Here is a 19,268-nt window from a genome sequence, read left to right on the forward strand (position 1 = left end):
GGTGCAAATCGTTCCACAGCCGGCTCATTGCCCCGATGAGTCCCGGTCTCCCGTCAACCTTCCTTGTGTGTGATCTCCCGTGAAACCGTCTCAAGCCAGCATTTCAACGACTGAACAGACTTTTGGGACCGAGGGCATCCAGCCCATGGAGCGCCCCAGCCGCATCACCCGCTTTTTCATGGGCATCGTCGCCTGGGCGGAAAAGCTGAACTTCAAATATGCCACGCTCGGCAATCCGCCCGTCTATGACAATGCCACCTTTCCCTGGGCGGCCGAGATCGAAAAGGCGGCGCCGGCCATCCGCGCTGAACTCGACAAGATCCTGCTGCGCAAGAACGAGCTGCCATCCTTCCAGGATATTTCGACCGACGTGAAGACGATCTCCACCGACAATGGCTGGAAGACCTTCTTCCTGCTCGGCTTCGGGGTGAAATCGGAGCAGAACATCGCCGCCTGCCCGGAAACCTGGAAGGCCTGCCAGAAGATCCCGGGGCTGACGACCGTGATGTTCTCGATCTTCGAACCGGGCAAACATCTTCCCGCCCATCGCGGCCCCTATAACGGCGTGCTGCGTCTGCATCTCGGCCTCATCGTGCCGGAGCCGCGCGACAAGCTCGCCATCCGCGTCAAGGACCAGATCTGCCACTGGGACGAAGGCAAGGTGCTGATCTTCGACGATGCCTACGAGCACGAGGCCTGGAACCACACGGAGCATACCCGCGTGGTGATGTTCGTCGATTTCGTCAAGCCGCTGAAGTTCCCGGCCCGCTTCGTCAACTGGTGCCTGATGAACCTGGCGATTTTCACACCCTTCATCCGCGAGGGGCTGGATAACCACAAGGAATGGGAAAAGAAGTTCTATGCGGAAGCGGAAAAGCTGAGAAATCGCCCGAACTGAGCGGTCTCGGCTTTTCAGGTGGCCTGCGAACGATCTGCTCGCAGGCCACGGTGTAACTCAGGCTTCGCCCCAGATCGTCTCGGCGGTCTTCACCACCAGTTCGAGCTTTCGCCTCTGGTCGTCTTCGGTGATGGCATTGCCGTGCTCGGTGGAGGCGAAGCCGCATTGCGGGGCAATGCCCAGCTGATCCATGTCGACGAACTTGGACGCATCGTCGAAGTGCTGGCGCAGCGAATCGAGGCTTTCCAGGTCGCCCGTCTTGGTGGTGATGAAGCCCGCCATGATCCGCTTCTTGCCCTTGGGCAGAAGCTTCAGCGGCTCCAGGCCGCCGGCGCGCTCCGTGTCATATTCCATGAAGTACACATCGACACTGGTCTTGTTGAAGATCGCATCGGCTGCGGCATCGTAGCCCCCGGTTGCCACATGCGTGGAGCGGAAGTTGCCGCGGCACATGTGCATGCCGATCACCATGTCGGACGGACGGTCCTTGATCGCTTCCTCGAGCATCCAGGCATAGCGGTCGATCAGCCAGTCCGGATCCTGCCCCATAGCCTTGCGCAGGTCGCGCTGCTTCGGATCGCACAGGTAGGCGAAGAAGATGTCGTCCATCTGGAGATAACGGCAGCCGGCGGCGTAGAAGCCGGCGACGGCCTGTTTGTAGGTCTCGGCAATGTCGGTGAACAGCACGTCCGGGTCCTTGTATTCGGACGGGCGCACATCGACGGGCTCGGTTCGGAAGTGCACGCAGGATGGCCCCGGAATCGAGATCTTCGGGCAGACCTTTGTGTGCTCCTGTACGAATTTGAAGTGCCCCAGCATCGGGTGATCGGCGGGAAAGCCGAGCTTGCCGTTGATCACGGGGTGGACCGGCGGGAGCTGCGTGCCATGAAACTGCACGCCTTCTCCGCGCGTCTCCATGTCCATGCCGTCGAGCATGCCCATGAAATCGAAATGCCAGTAGGCGCGGCGGGCTTCGCCGTCGGTCACCACCTTGAGGCCGACATCCTCCTGCATCTTGATGAGGGACGGAATTTCGGCGTCCTCGATGGCGTGCAATTCGGCGGCCGGCACATGGGCATGCCGGGCCTCGGCAATGGCGCGAGGGCGCAGCAGACTGCCGACGTGATCGGCACGGAAGGGCGGTGTGGGCATGGGATCCTCCTATGGATGTTTTCTCTGATAGTGCGGCGGCGGGGTCGAACCTTCGCCACGGCCTGCAAGACAACCGATGGCTGATCTTGCAAAGCCTGCGGCTGCAAGAACTCCTCCTCTCCCAAGGCCCATCAGTGCCTTGTTGGCGTTGTAATGCAAGACCTTCTTGAGGTTGTATCCACTTCTGAACAGCGCCTGACTGCCCTGCCGCACCTCAGATCTCGGTGCGGCGCAAGATATAGTCGAGGCCGCCGATCCGGTACCAGCGGTAGCCATAGGGCTCGAGCAGGATGTGGTGGCGCCCGTCATCCTCGGCCTGGCTGTGGCCGCCGTCGGCGATGTCGATCAGCCGCAGGCCGATCTCGCCCATCTTCAGGTCAAGCGCGATCTTGTGGGGGTAGTCGCAGAGATTGTGCAGGAGAAGCACGGAATTGTTGCGCCAGTCGTAGCGCATCGCCAGCACGTCCTTCTCGCCCGTCTCCACCACCGAATAGGCGCCCCAGCCGATCTCCGGCGCCTCGCGGCGCATGCGGATCATCCGCTCGGTCCAGTTCAGGAAGGAGTTCGGGTCGCGCCGCTGACTGGCGACATTGACATGGGCGAAGCCGTAGGGTCCTTCCGAAATGACCGGCAGCACCGTCTTGTCGCTGCGGCTGAAGCCGCCCTGCGGCTCGTCCGACCATTGCATCGGTGTGCGGGCGCCGTTGCGTTCGGGAAGCGACAGATCGTCGCCCATGCCGATCTCGTCGCCATAGCGCAGCACCGGCGTGCCCGGCATCGACAGCATCAGGCTGTAGGCGAGTTCCAGCCGCCGCCTGTCGCCGCCGAGCATCGGGGCAAGCCGTCTTCGGATTCCGCGCTCGTAGAGCTGCATGTCGGGGTCCGGCCCGAAATGATCAAAGACCAGCTTGCGTTGCGCTTCGGTCAGGCGCCCGAGATCCAGTTCGTCGTGATTGCGCAGGAACGTGCCCCATTGGGCGGTGTCTGGCCGCGCCCGCGTCTCATCCAGCGCCTTGATGAGCGGCTTCGTATCGGCGCTGGCCAGCGCGTAGAACAGCGTCTGGTTGACCTGGAAATTGAACATCATGTGCATGCGGTCGCCGTCATCGCCGAAATATTGCAGGTTCTGCTTTGGCGGCACATTGGCTTCGGCAAGGATCACGGCGTCGCCCTTGCGCCACTGCAGCAAGGCGCGGAACCAGCGCAGAAGATCGTATTGCTGCTGCGGCTTCTGCTCGTCGGCGCCCTTGTCGGCAATCACGAAGGGCACGGCATCCATGCGAAAGCCGTTGACACCCAACTGGATCCAGAAGCCCATGATCTTCAGGATTTCCGCCTGCACCTCCGGATTGGCGGTGTTGAGGTCCGGCTGGAATTTGTAGAAGCGGTGGAAGTAATACTCGCCGGCCTTGTCATCCAGCGTCCAGGTGCTTTCCTGCACGCCGGGAAACACCATACCCTGGTCCGCATCCTTCGGCTTCGTCTTCGACCAGACATACCAGTCGCGATAGGGTGAGTTCGGGTCGCTGCGGGCCGACTGGAACCAGGGGTGTTGGTCGGAGGTGTGGTTGACGACGATATCGATCAGCACGCGGATGCCGCGCTGCTTTGCGGCGTGGGTAAACTCGACGAAATCGCCGAGCGTGCCGAAGCGCGGATCGATATCGTAGTAATTGGAGATGTCGTAGCCGTCATCCTTGCCGGGCGAGGCCTGGAAGGGCATCAGCCAGATGGCATCGATCCCCATGCCGTGCAGATAGTCGAGCCTGCGCATCAGGCCGGGAAAATCGCCGACACCATCGCCGTTGGAATCCTGGAAGGTTTCGACGGACAGGCAATAGATGACGGCGTTCTTGTACCAGAGGTCGTTGATCATGACGGCTCCTTGCTATGCGCCGGAGCAACTCCGGCCACCGGCGGGCGGTTCCGCTTGAATGAACGGGTGCCTGCGCAAAACTTCCCCTTTCGCCCCCTGACTTACGTCATTTTACGTATGCCGTTTTGCGGTGCAGCAGCCGATAGTTCGTGAAGCAACGGTTAACGGCTCGCCTGAAGCCCCGTTGCAGAACGAACGAGAAGAGGGGTTCGCACCATGAGTTTCAAGACCAAGCTTGGCGGCGCCATGCTCGCTGCCATCATGTCCACCACGGCATTCCACGGCGCATTCGCAGCAGACGACACCATCAAGATCGGCGTCCTGCATTCACTCTCCGGCACCATGGCGATTTCGGAAACGACGCTGAAGGATGCCATGCTGATGCTCGTCGAAGAGCAGAACAAGAAGGGCGGCGTTCTCGGCAAGAAGCTCGAAGCCGTCGTCGTCGATCCGGCCTCCGACTGGCCGCTGTTTGCCGAAAAGGCCCGCCAGCTGATTTCGCAGGACAAGGTCGCCGCCGTGTTCGGCTGCTGGACGTCGTCCTCGCGCAAGTCCGTCCTGCCGGTCTTCGAAGAGCTGAACTCCATCCTCTTCTACCCGGTCCAGTACGAGGGTGAAGAATCCTCGCGCAACATCTTCTACACCGGTGCTGCTCCGAACCAGCAGGCCATTCCGGCCGTCGATTACCTGGCCGACAACGAAGGCGTTCAGCGCTGGGTTCTCGCCGGCACCGACTACGTCTATCCGCAGACGACCAACAAGATCCTGAAGGCCTACCTGATGTCGAAGGGCGTCAAGGAAGAGGACATCATGATCAACTACACGCCGTTCGGTCATTCCGACTGGCAGACGATCGTCACGGACATCAAGAAGTTCGGCTCGGCCGGCAAGAAGACCGCCGTCGTCTCCACCATCAACGGTGACGCCAACGTTCCCTTCTACAAGGAACTCGCCAACCAGGGCATCAAGGCCGAAGACATCCCGGTCGTCGCCTTCTCCGTCGGTGAAGAAGAACTCGCCGGCCTCGATACGGCGCCGCTCGTCGGCCATCTCGCCGCCTGGAACTACTTCCAGTCCGTCGATGCCCCGGTCAATGCCGAGTTCATCAAGACCTGGCACGCGTTCACCAAGAACGACAAGCGCGTGACGAACGACCCGATGGAAGCCGCCTATATCGGCTTTAACGCCTGGGTGAAGGCTGTCGAAGCCGCCGGCACGACCGACACCGACAAGGTACTCGACTCGATCATCGGCGTCTCCGTTCCGAACCTGTCGGGCGGCACTTCCACCGTCATGCCGAACCACCACATCACCAAGCCGGTGCTGATCGGCGAAATCCAGGCCGACGGCCAGTTTGAAATCGTGCAGCAAACCCCGTCCGTCGTCGGCGACGAGTGGTCGGACTACCTGCCGGATTCGAAGGACCTGATCTCCGATTGGCGCAAGCCGATGTCCTGCGGCAACTTCAACGTCGCCACCGGCAAGTGCGGCGGCAAGGGCAGCTGATGTCCCCCTTCTCCCCCTCGGGGAGAAGGTGGTCCGAAGGACCGGATGAGGGGGAGGCGTAGCCTCGCGGCTCCCCCTCATCGCCTCGCATCCGCTCGGCACTTCTCCCCGCTGGGGAGAAGAGGGAGCGCGCCGCAATCGCCGATTTCCTGGGGCGACGGGGACTGCCAAATGATAGCGCGACTTTTCACACTCGTTTTCTTCCTTCTTTCCATCGCCACACCCTCGCTTGCCCAGTCCGATCCGAAAGCGTTGATCGACCAGCTCGGCAAAGCGGATTTCAAGCAGGCGGAAGAACTGATCGGCCAGATCGCCGCGACGGACGACCCGCGGGTCGTGCCGGCGCTGAATGCGTTTGGCGAAGGCGATCTTTACGCTCGCAAATCGGATGGTGCCGTCTTCATCACCAAGGCCGCCGGCGCCAATTTTGCGCTCACCGATCCCTTGACCGGGGAAAGTGCCGGCGAGGCGCCAAAAGCCGCCATGGTCAAGCTCAAGATCAACAACAGCCTGCGCCGCGTGATCCGCTCGGCCATGGGCGGCCTGACGCTCCTGAGCCCGGATCGTGCGGTGCGCCTGCAGGCGGCCGATGCCGTTTTACGCTCGCCGTCGGCGGAAAACCTCGAACTGGTCGAGGCAGCCCTTGCCAAGGAGACCGACCGCGAGGTGAAGGCGCGGATGGAAGAGGCGCGCGCCGTCTCCATCCTGATTTCCGATCGTCCGGTCGCCGACAAGCGCGCCGCCATCGAGACGGTTGCCAGCCTCGGCGGGCGTGGCGCGATCAGCATCCTGATGTCCGCATCCGCCTCGCTCGATCCCGCGCTGAAACCGGATGTGGATGCGGCGATCGCCAAGATCGAAACCACCCAGGCCTTCTGGGACATGGGTCAGAACGTCTGGTACGGCATTTCGCTCGGCTCGGTGCTGCTGCTGGCCGCCATCGGCCTTGCCATCACCTTCGGCGTGATGGGAATCATCAACATGGCGCATGGCGAAATGGTCATGCTCGGCGCCTATTCCACCTTCGTGGTGCAGGAGGCGATCCGCACCCATGCGCCGCACCTGTTCGACTGGTCGCTGGCGATTGCGCTTCCGGTCGCCTTCCTGGTGACGGCCGCCGCCGGCCTCGTCATCGAGCGCGGTGTCATCCGCTTCCTCTACGGGCGCCCGCTGGAGACCCTGCTGGCGACCTGGGGCGTCTCTTTGATCCTCCAGCAACTCGTCCGCTCCATCTTCGGTCCGACGAACCAGGAGGTCGGCAATCCGTCCTGGATGTCCGGTGCCTTCCAGCTCGGGCAGATGCAGATCACCTGGAACCGTCTGTGGATCGTGGCCTTCTCGCTCACCATCTTCGTCGGCTTGCTGATGCTGATGAAGCGCTCCGCCTTCGGGTTGCAGATGCGCGCCGTCACCCAGAACCGCCGCATGGCCTCGTCCATGGGTATTCGCACGCCGTGGGTGGATGCCTTCACCTTCGCGCTCGGCTCCGGCATTGCCGGGATTGCCGGAGTCGCACTTTCGCAGATCGACAACGTCTCGCCGAACCTTGGCCAGTCCTACATCATCGACAGCTTCATGGTCGTGGTCTTCGGTGGCGTCGGCAATCTGTGGGGAACGCTGGTCGGCGCGCTGTCGCTTGGCGTGCTCAACAAGTTCCTCGAGCCCTCGGTCGGTGCCGTTCTCGGCAAGATCCTGGTGCTCGTTCTGATCATCCTCTTCATCCAGAAGAGACCGCGCGGCCTGTTCGCGCTCAAGGGAAGGGCGATCGAAGCATGATCACCAGCTTTATTCTTCGCGCGCTCGAAGGCCGGATCGTCGCGGCCGTCGCCATCCTGCTTGCCGTGGCCGTTCTGGTGCCTGCCAGCAACCTCCTTCTGTCGCCCGACAGTGCCTTGCATATCCCAACCTATGCCATGGCACTGATGGGCAAGTATCTGTGCTATGCGCTGCTCGCGCTGGCGCTCGATCTGGTCTGGGGTTACTGCGGCATTCTCTCGCTCGGCCACGGCGCCTTTTTTGCGCTCGGCGGTTATGCCATGGGCATGTATCTGATGCGCCAGATCGGATCGCGCGGCGTCTATGGCGATCCGGTCCTGCCGGATTTCATGGTCTTCCTGAACTGGAAGCAGTTGCCGTGGTTCTGGCATGGCTTCGACATGTTCTGGTTCGCCATGCTGATGGTGCTGGTGGTGCCCGGCCTGCTCGCCTTCATCTTCGGCTGGTTCGCCTTCCGCTCGCGCGTCAACGGCGTTTATCTCTCGATCATCACCCAGGCCATGACCTACGCGCTGATGCTCGCCTTCTTCCGCAACGACATGGGGTTTGGCGGCAATAACGGCCTCACCGACTACAAGGACATTCTAGGCTTTTCCGTGCAGGCGGATGGCACGCGCGCCATGCTCTTTGCACTCTCGGCGATCATGCTGTCGCTCTGTCTGGTGCTGGCGTCGGCCATCACCCGCTCAAAGTTCGGCAAGGTGCTGGTTGGCGTGCGCGACGCGGAAAGCCGGGTGCGCTTCCTCGGCTTCCGCGTGGAAAACATAAAACTCTTCACCTTCGTCGTCTCGGCCATGATGTCGGGCATTGCCGGCGCGCTCTTCGTGCCGCAGGTCGGCATCATCAATCCGGGCGAGTTTGCGCCGGCGAACTCCATTGAAGTGGTGGTCTGGACGGCAGTCGGCGGGCGCGGCACGCTGATCGGCCCGATCATCGGCGCGGTGCTGGTCAATGGCGGCAAGAGCTTCTTCACCGGCGCCTTCCCGGAGTTCTGGCTCTATGCGCTCGGCGCGCTGTTCATCGGCGTGACGCTGTTCATGCCGAAGGGCATTGTCGGCACGGTTCAGGGTGTTTTCGCCAGCCGCCGGGCCGCCCGGGCGGCCGCAAAGGCCGAGGCCGGCCAGAACGACGACCGTGCCACCCCACAGATCCAGGCAGCGGAGTAAGAGTGATGGAAGTCAATGACGGCAAGGCCAAATCGCTGCTTTATCTCGACGGGGTCTCGGTCTCCTTCGACGGGTTCAAGGCGCTGAATTCGCTCTCTTTCGTGGTGGAGCCGGGGGAACTGCGCGCCATCATCGGCCCGAACGGTGCCGGCAAGACGACGATGATGGACATCATCACCGGCAAGACGCGGCCGGACAGCGGCACGGTTTTGTTCGAGGACAAGATCGACCTGACGAAACGCGACGAGGCCGACATTGCCCAGCTCGGTATCGGTCGGAAGTTCCAGAAGCCGACGGTCTTTGAAAGCCACACCGTCTGGGACAATCTGGAGCTGGCGCTGAACCGCAAGCGCGGCGTGTTTGCCACTCTCTTCTATCGCCTGACGGCGGAGGACCGGGACCGTATTGAGGAGATCCTCGCCACCGTGCGCCTCGGCCATCGCCGCGATGAATTGGCCGCCAATCTGTCGCATGGCCAGAAGCAGTGGCTGGAAATCGGCATGCTGCTTGCCCAGGAACCAAAGCTGCTGCTCGTCGACGAGCCGGTGGCCGGCATGACCGATGCCGAGACGGCCGAGACCGCGATCCTCCTGCGCGAGATCGCCAAGAGCCGGTCCGTGGTGGTGGTGGAGCACGACATGGGCTTCATCCGCGACCTCGGCGTCAAGGTGACCTGCCTGGCGGAAGGCTCGGTGCTGGCCGAAGGATCGATCGATTTCGTCTCGAATGATCCGAAGGTCATCGAGAACTATCTGGGGCGGTGAGGTTCATCCGGTTGGTCGTGGATTGCCCCTCACCCTAACCCTCTCCCCGCTTGCGGGGAGAGGGGACGTGCCCTGCGACGGCTTGGTGGATGCGGAGAGGGCGCGGCAAAACCCTTCTCCCCGCCTGCGGGGAGAAGGTGGCGGCAGCCGGATGAGGGGCAGCCTTCGAGATTGCTGACGGCGGTGGCCGGAGATGGGCTCAACAGAATTGGAAGAACAGCCATGCTGACAGTCAACAACATCAATCTTCACTACGGTGCCGCGCAGGCGTTACGGGGCGTGTCCATTGAGGCGCCGATGGGCAAGATCACCTGCGTGCTCGGCCGCAACGGGGTGGGAAAGTCATCGCTCTTGCGCGCCATCACCGGGCAGCATGCGATCTCCGCCGGCACGATTGCCTTCGACGGCGAAACTCTCAACGGTCTTGCCCCCTTCAACCGGGCGAAACATGGCATCGGCTACGTGCCGCAGGGGCGCGAGATCTTTCCGTTGCTCACCGTCAAGGAGAACCTGGAAACCGGATTTGCGCCGCTGCCGCGCAAGGAGCGGTTCATTCCGGACGATATCTTTGCGCTGTTTCCGGTGTTGAACTCCATGCTGTCGCGCCGCGGCGGCGACCTGTCCGGCGGCCAGCAGCAGCAGCTTGCGATCGGTCGCGCCATGGTCACGCGGCCGAAAATCCTCGTGCTGGACGAGCCGACGGAAGGCATCCAGCCGTCGATCATCAAGGATATCGGCCGGGCGATCCGTTACCTGCGCGATTCCACGGGGATGGCGATCCTGCTCGTTGAACAATATCTCGACTTCTGCCGCGAACTCGCCGATCATGTCTACATCATGGATCGGGGCGAGATCGTGCATGAGGGGGCGGCTGAAACGCTGGATACTCCGGAGGCACGGCGGCATCTGACCGTGTGAGCCTGTGTCATTTATGATAGCTCGTCATATTTTGCACGGCTGGCACGCGCAGGCAGGGTTTATCAAAGGGGGCTAATATGATACTCGGGCGGCGCTTTTCATCCAAAGCATGACACCTTCCACGCACTCTCTGTCACGAGGCGCTTGATGGCATTTGGAATTTGGACCGGCTCCGTCGCCCGCGCTCTTGCTCGCCTGACCGCGGCAGGGGCCTTTTCATTGGGCGCCAGCGTTGCCGCCCATGCCGCGGGATGCGGCACGCCCGTTGAAACCGGCTACCATGACATGACGCTCGATGTCGGCGGGCAGACCCGCTCCGGCGTCGCCTTCATCCCGCCGGGCTATACCGGTGCGCAGAAGGTACCGGTCGTGTTTGACCTGCACGGCAGCAACAGCAATCCGCGCGGGCAGATGACCCGCAGTTCCTGGGACAAGGTGGCGGCGAAGAACGGCTTCATCGTGTTCGCCCCGCAGGGCAGCCTCTCCGGCAGCATGCCGGGCACGCATGCCTGGAACGTTCCGGGTGTGACCTTCCGCGAGGGCGGACTGGACGAGGTGGCCTTCCTGAAGGCCGCCGTCGAGCGAGTGAAGGCGGAATATTGCGTTGATCCGGCGCAGGTCTTCGCTTCCGGTTATTCGGGCGGCGGGCGCATGCTGTCGGCCTATGTCTGCTCCGGTGCCGATGATTTTGCCGCGGCCGGTTTCGTCAATTCGCTGCGCGTCGGCCTGCCGGTCGAAAGCCGCGATGGGCGCTGGCGGCCGGACCCGACCACCTGCCACCCGGCCAAGCCGATCTCGATCATGGCCTTTGCCAGCGTGAAAGACGAGCAGAACCCCTATGCGGGCGGTGGCAAGCCCTATTGGCAGTACAGTTTCAAGACGGCGCTGCAGCGCTGGCTGGAACTCGATGGCTGCAAACCGGCCGCCAAGCCCGAGACGGTGGACGACGTGACCTTCAGCCAGTTCGACACCTGCCAGAACGGCGCGCGTGTCGCGGCTTACGAGTTTGCCGAGGGCAATCACGACTGGCCGAAGCCGAGCCAAAAGGCGCGGGTGATCGCCGCTGCGGCGGAGGGCAAGGCTGCCGGCGTGGTGCAGGTGTCGAGCGTCCGCAAGCCGGGTTTCGATCCGAATATTGATCCGGCGTCGCGGATGTGGGACTTCTTCCGCAAGGCCGACAGCACGGATGTCGTGGCCACCGCAACGCCGCCCGCGACCAAGGTCAAGGCGGCGGCAACCTGCGGCGGCGACCCGGCATCGGCCGCACAGACAGTCGAGGGGATGACGTGCAGCAGCAATCCGCCGCAAGAGCCGCGCCGCAGCGGGCTCGGGGCAAAGGGCGCCTTGTAACGAAACAGTTGGCGGGCCGTACGCGGCTCGCCGAACTCTATCAGGAGGGCTGCGGCAAGATCCGCCTGCCCGAAACCTTCGATTCCTCCCTTGAAGCGATCCTCATCAACAGTTCGGGCGGGCTGACCGGCGGCGACCGGCTGGACTGGTCGCTGAGCGCCGGACCCGGCACGGACGTCACCGTCACCACCCAGGCAAACGAGAAGATCTACAAGGCGGCTGCCGATACGGCTTTGCTTTCCAGCCGGATCGAGGTGGGCGAGGGGGCGAAGGTCGCCTGGCTGCCGCAGGAGAGCATTCTCTTCGACCGCGCCTCGCTCACCCGCGAACTTTCCGTCGATCTGGCACCGAGCGCCGAGTTCATGGCGGTCGAAGCGATCATTCTTGGACGCACCGCCATGGGCGAACGGGCCGAGACCGGTCTTTTCCGCGACCGCTGGCGCATCCGCCGCGGCGGCAAACTCATCCATGCCGAAGACGTGCGGCTGGAGGGCGAGATCGCAAGACTTTCAGCCGAGCCTGCTGTGCTGTCCGGCAAGGTGGCCTTTGCCACCGTTCTCTATTGCGGCCCCTCCGCAGAGCTGTTTTTGCCGCGTCTGAGGTCGGTTCTCGACGGCCACCATGCTGGCGCAAGCCATTGGCAGGACAAGCTGATCGTACGGGCTGCCGCAACGGACGGATTCTCTTTAAGAAAAATTCTTGTTCCGGTCATTTCGCTCTTGCGAAACGGCGCGGCCTTGCCGAAAGTCTGGAACACATGACAGCACAAGATTTGGGGAACCCATGAACCTCAGCCCGAGAGAAAAAGACAAGCTTCTGATTTCGATGGCGGCCATGGTGGCCCGCCGGCGGCTGGAGCGCGGCGTCAAGCTCAACTATCCGGAAGCCATTGCGCTGATCACGGATTTCGTCGTCGAGGGCGCGCGCGATGGACGCGCCGTGCCGGATCTGATGGAGGCCGGTGCCCATGTCATTACCCGCGACCAGGTGATGGAAGGCATTGCCGAAATGATCCACGACGTGCAGGTGGAAGCGACCTTTCCGGACGGCACCAAGCTGGTGACCGTTCACGAACCGATCCGCTGAGGGGAAGACGTTATGATCCCGGGTGAAATCATTGCCGCCAGCGGCGAGATCGAACTGAATGCCGGACGCCCGACCATCACGGTCGAGGTGTCCAATACCGGCGACCGTCCGGTGCAGGTGGGCAGCCACTACCATTTCTACGAGACCAATGCCGGCCTGTCGTTCGACCGCGACAAGACGCGGGGCATGCGGCTAGACATTCCGGCGGGCACCGCCGTTCGTTTTGAGCCCGGCCAGACGCGCGAGGTGACGCTGGTCCCGCTCGCCGGCAAGCGCGAGGTCTACGGGTTCCGCCAGAAGGTCATGGGCAAGCTGTGAGAACAAGGAAACAGGCGGTGATCAAGGCGGGCCTCGGCATACTCTATCTCTGCGGCTGCGTCCTGCTGATGGATGCCCCGTCCTCGGCGGAGGACAAGCCCTCGGTGCCTTGCGACCAGGCGGTGAGCCAGGCCGACATCAACCTCTGCGCCGATCTCGATTACCGCGCCGCCGACAAGGCGCTGAACGTTCAGTGGAGTGCCACGAAGAAGGTGCTGGCTGGCTGGGATGCGGAGCTCGAAGCCCAGAACAAGGGTGCGGTCGAAGAGCTGACGAAGGCGCAACGTGCCTGGATCGCCTATCGCGACGCCCATTGCAATGCCGTCGGTTACAGCGTGTGGGGCGGCAGCCTCTATCAGGCGGTGATCCTCGGCTGCCTCGCCGAGGTGACGCGCAATCGCACGACGGAACTGAAGGAACTGGCGGACGGCATCCAGTAGGGTGCCGGTCGCCGCATTGACCCGCGCGAGCGCTGCCGGCCTGAACCGGCGGCTCCGCCGAACACACATGGACTGACCCGTTTTGCAGTCGCCGGTTTCCCGCCGGTTCTGCTGCCGAAATTCTCCCGCCTCGAAGGAGTCTGACCCGATGCCCTACAAGATGTCCCGCGCCGCCTATGCCTCGATGTTCGGTCCGACCGTCGGCGACAAGGTGCGGCTCGCCGATACCGAACTCTTCATCGAGGTGGAGAAGGACTTTACCGCCTACGGCGACGAAGTGAAGTTCGGCGGCGGCAAGGTGATCCGTGACGGCATGGGCCAGAGCCAGGTGACGCGCGCCGATGGTGCTGTCGATACCGTCATCACCAATGCGGTGATCGTCGATCACACCGGCATCATCAAGGCGGATATCGGGCTGAAGGACGGGCGGATCGTCGCGATCGGCAAGGCCGGCAATCCGGATACCCAGCCGGGCGTCAACATCATCGTCGGGCCGGGCACGGAAGCGATTGCCGGCGAAGGCAAGATCGTCACCGCCGGCGGCATGGACGCGCATATCCACTTCATCTGCCCGCAGCAGATCGAGGAGGCGCTGATGAGCGGGCTTACCTGCATGCTGGGCGGCGGCACCGGCCCCGCGCACGGCACGCTTGCCACCACCTGCACGCCCGGCCCCTGGCATATTGCCCGCATGATCGAGGCGGCAGATGCCTTCCCGATGAACCTCGCCTTTGCCGGCAAGGGCAATGCCTCGCTGCCCGGCGCGCTCGAGGAAATGGTGCTCGGCGGCGCCACCTCGCTGAAACTGCACGAGGATTGGGGCACAACGCCCGGCGCCATCGATTGCTGCCTCTCGGTTGCCGATCAATACGACGTGCAGGTGATGATCCATACCGACACGCTGAACGAAAGCGGTTTCGTGGAAGATACGGTCGGCGCCATCAAGGGCCGCACCATCCATGCCTTCCACACGGAAGGCGCCGGCGGTGGCCATGCGCCGGACATCATCAAGATCTGCGGTCAGCCGAACGTCATTCCGTCCTCCACCAATCCGACGCGGCCCTATACTGTCAATACGCTCGCCGAACATCTCGACATGCTGATGGTCTGCCATCACCTGTCGCCGTCGATCCCGGAAGACATCGCCTTTGCCGAAAGCCGCATCCGCAAGGAAACGATCGCGGCGGAAGACATTCTCCACGATATCGGCGCCTTTTCGATCATCTCGTCGGACAGCCAGGCCATGGGCCGCGTCGGCGAGGTGATCATCCGCACCTGGCAGACGGCTGACAAGATGAAGCGCCAGCGCGGCAGCCTGCCCGGCGAGACCGGCGACAACGACAACCTGCGTGTGCGCCGCTATGTCGCGAAATACACGATCAACCCGGCGATCGCGCATGGCGTCTCCCACGAGATCGGCTCTATCGAAATCGGCAAGCGTGCCGACCTCGTGATCTGGAACCCGGCCTTTTTCGGCGTGAAGCCGGACATGGTGCTGATGGGCGGCGTGATTGCGGCTGCCCCGATGGGCGATCCGAACGCCTCCATCCCGACGCCGCAGCCGGTGCATTACCGCCCGATGTTCGGTGCCTATGGCAAGGCGCGCACGAATTCGTCCGTCACTTTCGTGTCCCAGGCTTCGCTCGATGCAGGCCTTGCCGGAAGACTCGGCGTTGCCAAGCAGCTGGTGGCGGTGAAGAACACCCGCGGCGGCATTTCCAAGAAGTCGATGATCCTCAACGACCTGACACCGCATATCGAGGTGGACCCGGAAACCTACGAAGTGCGCGCCGATGGCGAACTTCTGACCTGCGAACCGGCGACCGTGCTGCCGATGGCGCAGCGGTATTTCCTGTTCTGAGGAGCCCCTTTTGGCGGGCGGATGGTCTGTGATAGAATGCTGCCATGAGCACCAAAGAGACGGTCAGCATCGACGGTGATTTGAAAAAGCGTCTCGCAGTCATTGCGGAACGCGAAGGCTCGACCGTCTCTGAACTGGCGGAAGGCGTTTTGCGGCTTCATGCGGAAGATGTGGAACGCCAGGAGGCCGAATTTGCCGAAGATGATCGGCGATGGGCGCGATATCTGGAGACCGGTGAATCGATTTCTCTTGAGGATATGAAGACAGAATTGCGAGCTCTTGCCGATGAAGCGGGGCGCAAGGCAAGATCAGCTTGATAGTGCGTGTCATGTCAGGGTGGAGCCATGGCTGAAGACATCAACAATCTTGTGCTTGAACACCTGCGCGCCGTCCGCGCGGACATCCGCGACATGCGGGAGAGCCTGCGTGAGCAGGGCAGCCGCCTGACCCGGATCGAATTGGGGCTTGCCGGTCTTCGCCGAGATCAGGGAACTGATGCAGAAGGCGTTGCAGAGATGGGGCTGGATCGTCTCACCGACAAGATCAACCGGATCGAGCGGCGGCTCGACATCACGGATTGATGAGCAACCGTGCGGCCCCTCTGCCATGATCACACCGCATAGCCGCTATGCGCGGGTGTTGAAATCACCGTTCTATGCTGCACTGCACGCAAAGACCGGTTAAAATACCTCCTGTTTTTCCGCTGCCGGTTTCTTTTCCGATGCGGCGGCATCTATCGGTTTTTACAGGAGACGATCCATGCTCATTGGCCGCAAAGTGCCTGACGTGACCTTCCGCACGCGCGTTCGCGATGAAGCGATCGGCGGCCCCAATCCGTTCCGCTGGCAGGATGTCACCTCGGCGGATTATTTTGGCGGCAAGCGCGTCGTGCTGTTCTCGCTGCCGGGCGCCTTCACGCCCACCTGCTCGACCTTCCAGCTACCGGATTTCGAAAAGCTCTATCCGGAGTTCCAGGCGGAAGGCATCGACGAGATCTACTGCATCTCCGTCAACGATGCCTTTGTGATGAATGCCTGGGGCAAGTCGCAGGGTCTCGACAACGTCAAGCTCATTCCGGATGGTTCCGGCGAGTTCACCCGCAAGATGGGCATGCTGGTGCGCAAGGATAATCTTGGCTTCGGCCTTCGCTCCTGGCGGTATGCGGCCGTGATCAACAACCTGGTGGTGGAGCAGTGGTTCGAGGAAGAAGGCTTCTCCGACAACTGCGAGACCGATCCTTACGGCGTCTCCTCACCGCAGAACATTCTCGAGACCCTGCGCCGCAAGCAGGCCGCCTGAGGATTGTATTCGGGTCGGGCGGTTTTATCCGCCGGCCCCCCTATGCCTGTGCATCGCAAAAATGCCGCTTGTCATGCGGACCTTGCTTGGCAATGATGCCGGCCATCATCACAGGAACAATCCCATGCAGCATGTCCATTCCTTTCGCCCGGCCGGCGAGATCACCGATCCGCCCGTCGATACCGTCACGCTTCCGCATGACCTGCGGCACCTGCGCCGCAAGCTCCTGCATCTCTCCAATGGCGACATGGTGATGCTGGATCTGAAGGAGGCCGTGCTGTTTCATGATGGCGACCGGCTGGTGCTGGACAATGGCGATACGGTGGAGGTGAAGGCGGCGGCGGAAAAGCTGTTCGAGGTGAAGGCGCGCAATCCGCTTCACCTCATCGAACTCGCCTGGCATCTCGGCAACCGGCATCTCTCGGCGCAGATCGAGGAGGGGCGTATCCTGATCCTGCGCGATCACGTGATCCGCTCGATGCTGGAGGGCCTCGGTGCGAGCGTCACGGAGGTCGAGGAAGCCTTCCAGCCGGCCCGCGGCGCCTATCACAGCCATGGTTCGCACGGTCATTCTCATGATCACGGCCACCAGCACGACCATGGCCACGATCATTCCCATGGCCATCATCACCCCGATTGAGGCGCCATGAGCGCTTCCTCCGACATGCAGGCCCTGCTGCGGCTGATGGCGTGGCTCTCGCCGGCCTTTCCGGTCGGCGGCTTTGCCTATTCCGGCGGACTGGAGCGGGCGGTGCATGACCGTCTGGTGACGGATGCCGCCGGACTGGAGGGGTGGTTCTCGACGCTGCTGCGTTGCGGCACGTTGTGGAACGATGCGGTCCTGCTTGCCGCCGCAGCGGCTGCGAACGGAGAGGGCGAAACACTGGCCGAGCTCTCTGAACTGGGGCTGGCGCTGGCCGGGTCTGCCGAACGGCATCTGGAAACCCTGTCTCTGGGAAAGGCCTTTCTTTCCGCCGCAACCGCCTGGCCGCATCCTGTCTTCGAGGCCCTGCCGAAGGACTGTCCCTATCCGGTGGCGGTCGGTGCGGTGGCCTCTGCGCATGGGATCCAGCCGGCGCAGGCGGTTGCCGCCTTCCTGCATGCCGGGCTTTCGCAAGGCGTGTCCGCCGGCATCCGGCTCGGCGTCTGCGGCCAGCAGCAGGGTGTGGAGATCCTTGCACGCCTCGAGCCGCTGATGGCAGAGATGGCGGAACGGGCGGCGCGGGCAAATCTCGATGACCTCGGCACCGCCACCGTCCAGGCGGATATCGCCTCGCTCCGGCACGAGACGCAGGTCTCGCGCCTCTTCCGGTCCTGACGACCGGTCAACGTTTTGTCGCCTTGTGCGGCGCAGCGGCGGCGTTATGCTGCCGTCATGGATTTGTGGAAAGGCATGGACAAGATGACATCGGCAAACGGACCTCTTCGCGTCGGCATCGGCGGCCCGGTCGGCTCCGGCAAGACGGCGCTGACGGAAAAGCTCTGCAAGGCGATGCGCGAGACCTATTCGGTCGCGGTCGTCACCAATGATATCTACACCAAGGAGGATGCCGAGGCGCTGGTGCGCATGCAGGCGCTCTCCTCCGACCGGATCGTCGGGGTGGAAACCGGCGGCTGCCCGCACACCGCCATTCGCGAAGATGCGACGATCAATCTGCAGGCGATCGCGGGACTGAACGACCGCTTCCCGGATCTCGACGTGGTCTTCATCGAATCCGGTGGCGACAATCTTGCGGCGACCTTTTCGCCGGACTTGGCTGACATCACCATCTATGTGATCTCCACCTGCCAGGGCGAGGAAATTCCTCGCAAGGGCGGGCCGGGCATCACCCGCTCGGATCTGCTCGTCATCAACAAGAAGGATCTCGCGCCTTATGTCGGCGCCGATCTCGACGTGATGGACCGCGATGCCAGCAAGCAGCGCGCCGGCATGCCGTTTGTCTTTACCGATCTCAAGCGCGGCGAGGGGGTCGATCACATCGTCCGCTTCCTCGAAACCCATGGCGGATTGCAGCATGCCTGACGGTCGACGCTTCGGCTCTTATGAGGTTACAGTACTGATTGACGGTGTCTACAAGGCGCCGATCGAGCATCTTGCGCATGCCAGCAGCGAGACGGTGCGGGATGCCGCGGTCGCCGCCTGGGCCGAGCCCACCGTGGATATGGACGTCAACCTTTTCCTGCTTCGCGGACCGGATGGTGTGACCTTGGTCGATGCGGGCACGGGGCCGTTCTGGGGGCCGCAACTGGGCCTTGGCCGGGCAGCGCTTGCAGACGCTGGCGTGCAGCCGGAGGATGTCAAGCGCGTGCTGATCACCCATCTGCACGGCGACCACGCGCTGGGACTGTTTGCCGATGACGGCGCTTATTTTCCGAAGGCGGAGATCGTCGTGCCGAAGCCGGATCTCGACTTCTTCGGCAATAGCGCGTTGAAGGAAACGGTGCCGACCTATCGGCGTGGCGGGTTTGATATCGCGGCCCGCCTCTTGGCAACCTATGGCGAGCGGGTCAAGCCGGTGCCGGAAGGTCCCGTGCTGCCGGAGATCGAAGCGATCGCCATGCCTGGTCATACGCCCGGCCATTTCGGTTATCTCATCGGCAAAGGGGCGGAGCGGCTTGTTCTCTGGGGCGATCTGGTGCACGCACCGGCCCTGCAACTCGACGATCCGGATTTCTGCTTCATTTATGATGCCGATGCCGCCCAAGGGGCCGCAAGCCGCCGGTCGATCTTCGCGCGTGCCGCCGAGGAGCGCTGGGTGGCGTCCGGCGGGCACGTCTCCGGTTTCGTGCATGTGGAGAGGGCGGGTGACGTCTGGCGTTTCACGCCGGCCTGACACCCGACCATCCTGGCCGAAGCC

The 19,268-nt window shown here is 62.8% G+C and carries 21 protein-coding genes; 19 read left to right on the top strand and 2 right to left on the bottom strand.

Going from position 1 to position 19,268, the window contains the following annotated elements:
* The first annotated feature begins 79 nt into the window (after positions 1 to 79).
* On the top strand, positions 80 to 898 hold the full coding sequence (olsC, locus tag G6N78_RS10435; protein WP_234905776.1) for an ornithine lipid ester-linked acyl 2-hydroxylase OlsC: 819 nt from the start codon (positions 80 to 82) through the stop codon (positions 896 to 898).
* Between the two features lie 57 nt (positions 899 to 955).
* On the opposite strand, the gene G6N78_RS10440 is transcribed toward olsC, so the two are convergent.
* A complete protein-coding gene (locus G6N78_RS10440; RefSeq protein ID WP_165218106.1) occupies positions 956 to 2,050 on the bottom strand; it encodes a 5-methyltetrahydropteroyltriglutamate--homocysteine S-methyltransferase in 1,095 nt (364 codons plus the stop codon).
* Between the two features lie 214 nt (positions 2,051 to 2,264).
* Positions 2,265 to 3,926 (bottom strand): alpha-amylase family protein, encoded by a 1,662-nt coding sequence (locus tag G6N78_RS10445; RefSeq protein WP_165218108.1) that lies wholly within the window; start codon positions 3,924 to 3,926, stop codon positions 2,265 to 2,267.
* A gap of 216 nt (positions 3,927 to 4,142) precedes the next feature.
* Here G6N78_RS10445 and urtA point away from each other — a divergent pair, with 216 nt between their 5' ends.
* The 18 genes from urtA (at position 4,143) to aidB (ending at position 19,244) form a co-directional block, all read left to right on the top strand.
* The gene (gene urtA / locus G6N78_RS10450; protein WP_165218110.1) at positions 4,143 to 5,432 is read left to right on the top strand and encodes an urea ABC transporter substrate-binding protein; all 1,290 of its coding nucleotides are present in this window, start codon (positions 4,143 to 4,145) and stop codon (positions 5,430 to 5,432) included.
* A 171-nt stretch (positions 5,433 to 5,603) separates the two neighbouring features.
* Entirely contained in the window at positions 5,604 to 7,208 is a 1,605-nt protein-coding gene (gene urtB / locus G6N78_RS10455) for an urea ABC transporter permease subunit UrtB (protein ID WP_165218112.1), read from the top strand.
* A complete protein-coding gene (gene urtC, locus G6N78_RS10460) occupies positions 7,205 to 8,374 on the top strand; it encodes an urea ABC transporter permease subunit UrtC (RefSeq protein WP_165218114.1) in 1,170 nt (389 codons plus the stop codon). The genes urtB and urtC overlap by 4 nt, the downstream gene beginning before the upstream one ends.
* Before the next feature lie 5 nt (positions 8,375 to 8,379).
* Positions 8,380 to 9,138: an urea ABC transporter ATP-binding protein UrtD gene (urtD, locus tag G6N78_RS10465; RefSeq protein ID WP_165218116.1), complete on the top strand. Its 759-nt coding sequence runs from the start codon at positions 8,380 to 8,382 to the stop codon at positions 9,136 to 9,138.
* Positions 9,139 to 9,360: 222 nt separating this feature from the next.
* Positions 9,361 to 10,056 carry an urea ABC transporter ATP-binding subunit UrtE gene (urtE, locus tag G6N78_RS10470; RefSeq protein ID WP_165218118.1) on the top strand — a complete coding sequence of 232 codons (696 nt, stop codon included), beginning with the start codon at positions 9,361 to 9,363 and terminating at the stop codon, positions 10,054 to 10,056.
* A gap of 147 nt (positions 10,057 to 10,203) precedes the next feature.
* Entirely contained in the window at positions 10,204 to 11,406 is a 1,203-nt protein-coding gene (locus G6N78_RS10475; RefSeq protein ID WP_165218120.1) for a CE1 family esterase, read from the top strand.
* Positions 11,343 to 12,167, top strand: a complete 825-nt coding sequence (locus G6N78_RS10480) for an urease accessory protein UreD (RefSeq protein WP_165218122.1) — start codon at positions 11,343 to 11,345, stop codon at positions 12,165 to 12,167. Before G6N78_RS10475 ends, G6N78_RS10480 begins: the two co-directional genes overlap by 64 nt.
* A gap of 22 nt (positions 12,168 to 12,189) precedes the next feature.
* Positions 12,190 to 12,492, top strand: coding sequence for an urease subunit gamma (locus G6N78_RS10485; RefSeq protein WP_062553749.1), 303 nt, complete (start codon positions 12,190 to 12,192; stop codon positions 12,490 to 12,492).
* A gap of 12 nt (positions 12,493 to 12,504) precedes the next feature.
* The gene (locus G6N78_RS10490) at positions 12,505 to 12,810 is read left to right on the top strand and encodes an urease subunit beta (RefSeq protein WP_165218134.1); all 306 of its coding nucleotides are present in this window, start codon (positions 12,505 to 12,507) and stop codon (positions 12,808 to 12,810) included.
* Positions 12,811 to 12,827: 17 nt separating this feature from the next.
* Positions 12,828 to 13,250, top strand: a complete 423-nt coding sequence (locus G6N78_RS10495; protein WP_234905777.1) for a lysozyme inhibitor LprI family protein — start codon at positions 12,828 to 12,830, stop codon at positions 13,248 to 13,250.
* A 148-nt stretch (positions 13,251 to 13,398) separates the two neighbouring features.
* Positions 13,399 to 15,111: an urease subunit alpha gene (gene ureC / locus G6N78_RS10500; RefSeq protein WP_165218136.1), complete on the top strand. Its 1,713-nt coding sequence runs from the start codon at positions 13,399 to 13,401 to the stop codon at positions 15,109 to 15,111.
* Between the two features lie 44 nt (positions 15,112 to 15,155).
* Entirely contained in the window at positions 15,156 to 15,428 is a 273-nt protein-coding gene (locus tag G6N78_RS10505) for a hypothetical protein (protein WP_165218138.1), read from the top strand.
* A gap of 27 nt (positions 15,429 to 15,455) precedes the next feature.
* The gene (locus G6N78_RS10510) at positions 15,456 to 15,692 is read left to right on the top strand and encodes a hypothetical protein (RefSeq protein ID WP_165218140.1); all 237 of its coding nucleotides are present in this window, start codon (positions 15,456 to 15,458) and stop codon (positions 15,690 to 15,692) included.
* Positions 15,693 to 15,870: 178 nt separating this feature from the next.
* Positions 15,871 to 16,410 carry a peroxiredoxin gene (locus G6N78_RS10515; RefSeq protein WP_165218142.1) on the top strand — a complete coding sequence of 180 codons (540 nt, stop codon included), beginning with the start codon at positions 15,871 to 15,873 and terminating at the stop codon, positions 16,408 to 16,410.
* Positions 16,411 to 16,534: 124 nt separating this feature from the next.
* Entirely contained in the window at positions 16,535 to 17,050 is a 516-nt protein-coding gene (ureE, locus tag G6N78_RS10520) for an urease accessory protein UreE (protein ID WP_165218144.1), read from the top strand.
* Positions 17,051 to 17,056: 6 nt separating this feature from the next.
* Entirely contained in the window at positions 17,057 to 17,728 is a 672-nt protein-coding gene (locus G6N78_RS10525; protein WP_165218146.1) for an urease accessory protein UreF, read from the top strand.
* 84 nt (positions 17,729 to 17,812) lie between these two features.
* Entirely contained in the window at positions 17,813 to 18,433 is a 621-nt protein-coding gene (gene ureG, locus G6N78_RS10530) for an urease accessory protein UreG (RefSeq protein ID WP_165221611.1), read from the top strand.
* The gene (gene aidB / locus G6N78_RS10535; protein WP_165218147.1) at positions 18,426 to 19,244 is read left to right on the top strand and encodes an AidB family quorum-quenching N-acyl homoserine lactonase; all 819 of its coding nucleotides are present in this window, start codon (positions 18,426 to 18,428) and stop codon (positions 19,242 to 19,244) included. The genes ureG and aidB overlap by 8 nt, the downstream gene beginning before the upstream one ends.
* The last annotated feature ends 24 nt before the right edge of the window (positions 19,245 to 19,268 follow it).

Origin of the sequence: Allorhizobium pseudoryzae, assembly GCF_011046245.1 — a bacterium.
GTDB classification, from domain to species: Bacteria; Pseudomonadota; Alphaproteobacteria; order Rhizobiales; family Rhizobiaceae; genus Neorhizobium; species Neorhizobium pseudoryzae.

Excerpts from the sequence above, each read along its gene's own strand:
- G6N78_RS10485 (WP_062553749.1), top strand. The coding sequence starts at position 12,190 with ATGAACCTCAGCCCGAGAGAAAAAGACAAGCTTCTGATTTCGATGGCG.
- G6N78_RS10475 (WP_165218120.1), top strand. The coding sequence starts at position 10,204 with ATGGCATTTGGAATTTGGACCGGCTCCGTCGCCCGCGCTCTTGCTCGC.
- G6N78_RS10515 (WP_165218142.1), top strand. The coding sequence starts at position 15,871 with ATGCTCATTGGCCGCAAAGTGCCTGACGTGACCTTCCGCACGCGCGTT.
- G6N78_RS10525 (WP_165218146.1), top strand. The coding sequence starts at position 17,057 with ATGAGCGCTTCCTCCGACATGCAGGCCCTGCTGCGGCTGATGGCGTGG.
- ureC (WP_165218136.1), top strand. The coding sequence starts at position 13,399 with ATGCCCTACAAGATGTCCCGCGCCGCCTATGCCTCGATGTTCGGTCCG.
- urtA (WP_165218110.1), top strand. The coding sequence starts at position 4,143 with ATGAGTTTCAAGACCAAGCTTGGCGGCGCCATGCTCGCTGCCATCATG.
- urtD (WP_165218116.1), top strand. The coding sequence starts at position 8,380 with ATGGAAGTCAATGACGGCAAGGCCAAATCGCTGCTTTATCTCGACGGG.
- urtE (WP_165218118.1), top strand. The coding sequence starts at position 9,361 with ATGCTGACAGTCAACAACATCAATCTTCACTACGGTGCCGCGCAGGCG.
- G6N78_RS10490 (WP_165218134.1), top strand. The coding sequence starts at position 12,505 with ATGATCCCGGGTGAAATCATTGCCGCCAGCGGCGAGATCGAACTGAAT.
- urtC (WP_165218114.1), top strand. The coding sequence starts at position 7,205 with ATGATCACCAGCTTTATTCTTCGCGCGCTCGAAGGCCGGATCGTCGCG.
- aidB (WP_165218147.1), top strand. The coding sequence starts at position 18,426 with ATGCCTGACGGTCGACGCTTCGGCTCTTATGAGGTTACAGTACTGATT.
- G6N78_RS10440 (WP_165218106.1), bottom strand. The coding sequence starts at position 2,050 with ATGCCCACACCGCCCTTCCGTGCCGATCACGTCGGCAGTCTGCTGCGC.
- G6N78_RS10510 (WP_165218140.1), top strand. The coding sequence starts at position 15,456 with ATGGCTGAAGACATCAACAATCTTGTGCTTGAACACCTGCGCGCCGTC.
- ureG (WP_165221611.1), top strand. The coding sequence starts at position 17,813 with ATGACATCGGCAAACGGACCTCTTCGCGTCGGCATCGGCGGCCCGGTC.
- urtB (WP_165218112.1), top strand. The coding sequence starts at position 5,604 with ATGATAGCGCGACTTTTCACACTCGTTTTCTTCCTTCTTTCCATCGCC.
- G6N78_RS10505 (WP_165218138.1), top strand. The coding sequence starts at position 15,156 with ATGAGCACCAAAGAGACGGTCAGCATCGACGGTGATTTGAAAAAGCGT.
- ureE (WP_165218144.1), top strand. The coding sequence starts at position 16,535 with ATGCAGCATGTCCATTCCTTTCGCCCGGCCGGCGAGATCACCGATCCG.
- G6N78_RS10445 (WP_165218108.1), bottom strand. The coding sequence starts at position 3,926 with ATGATCAACGACCTCTGGTACAAGAACGCCGTCATCTATTGCCTGTCC.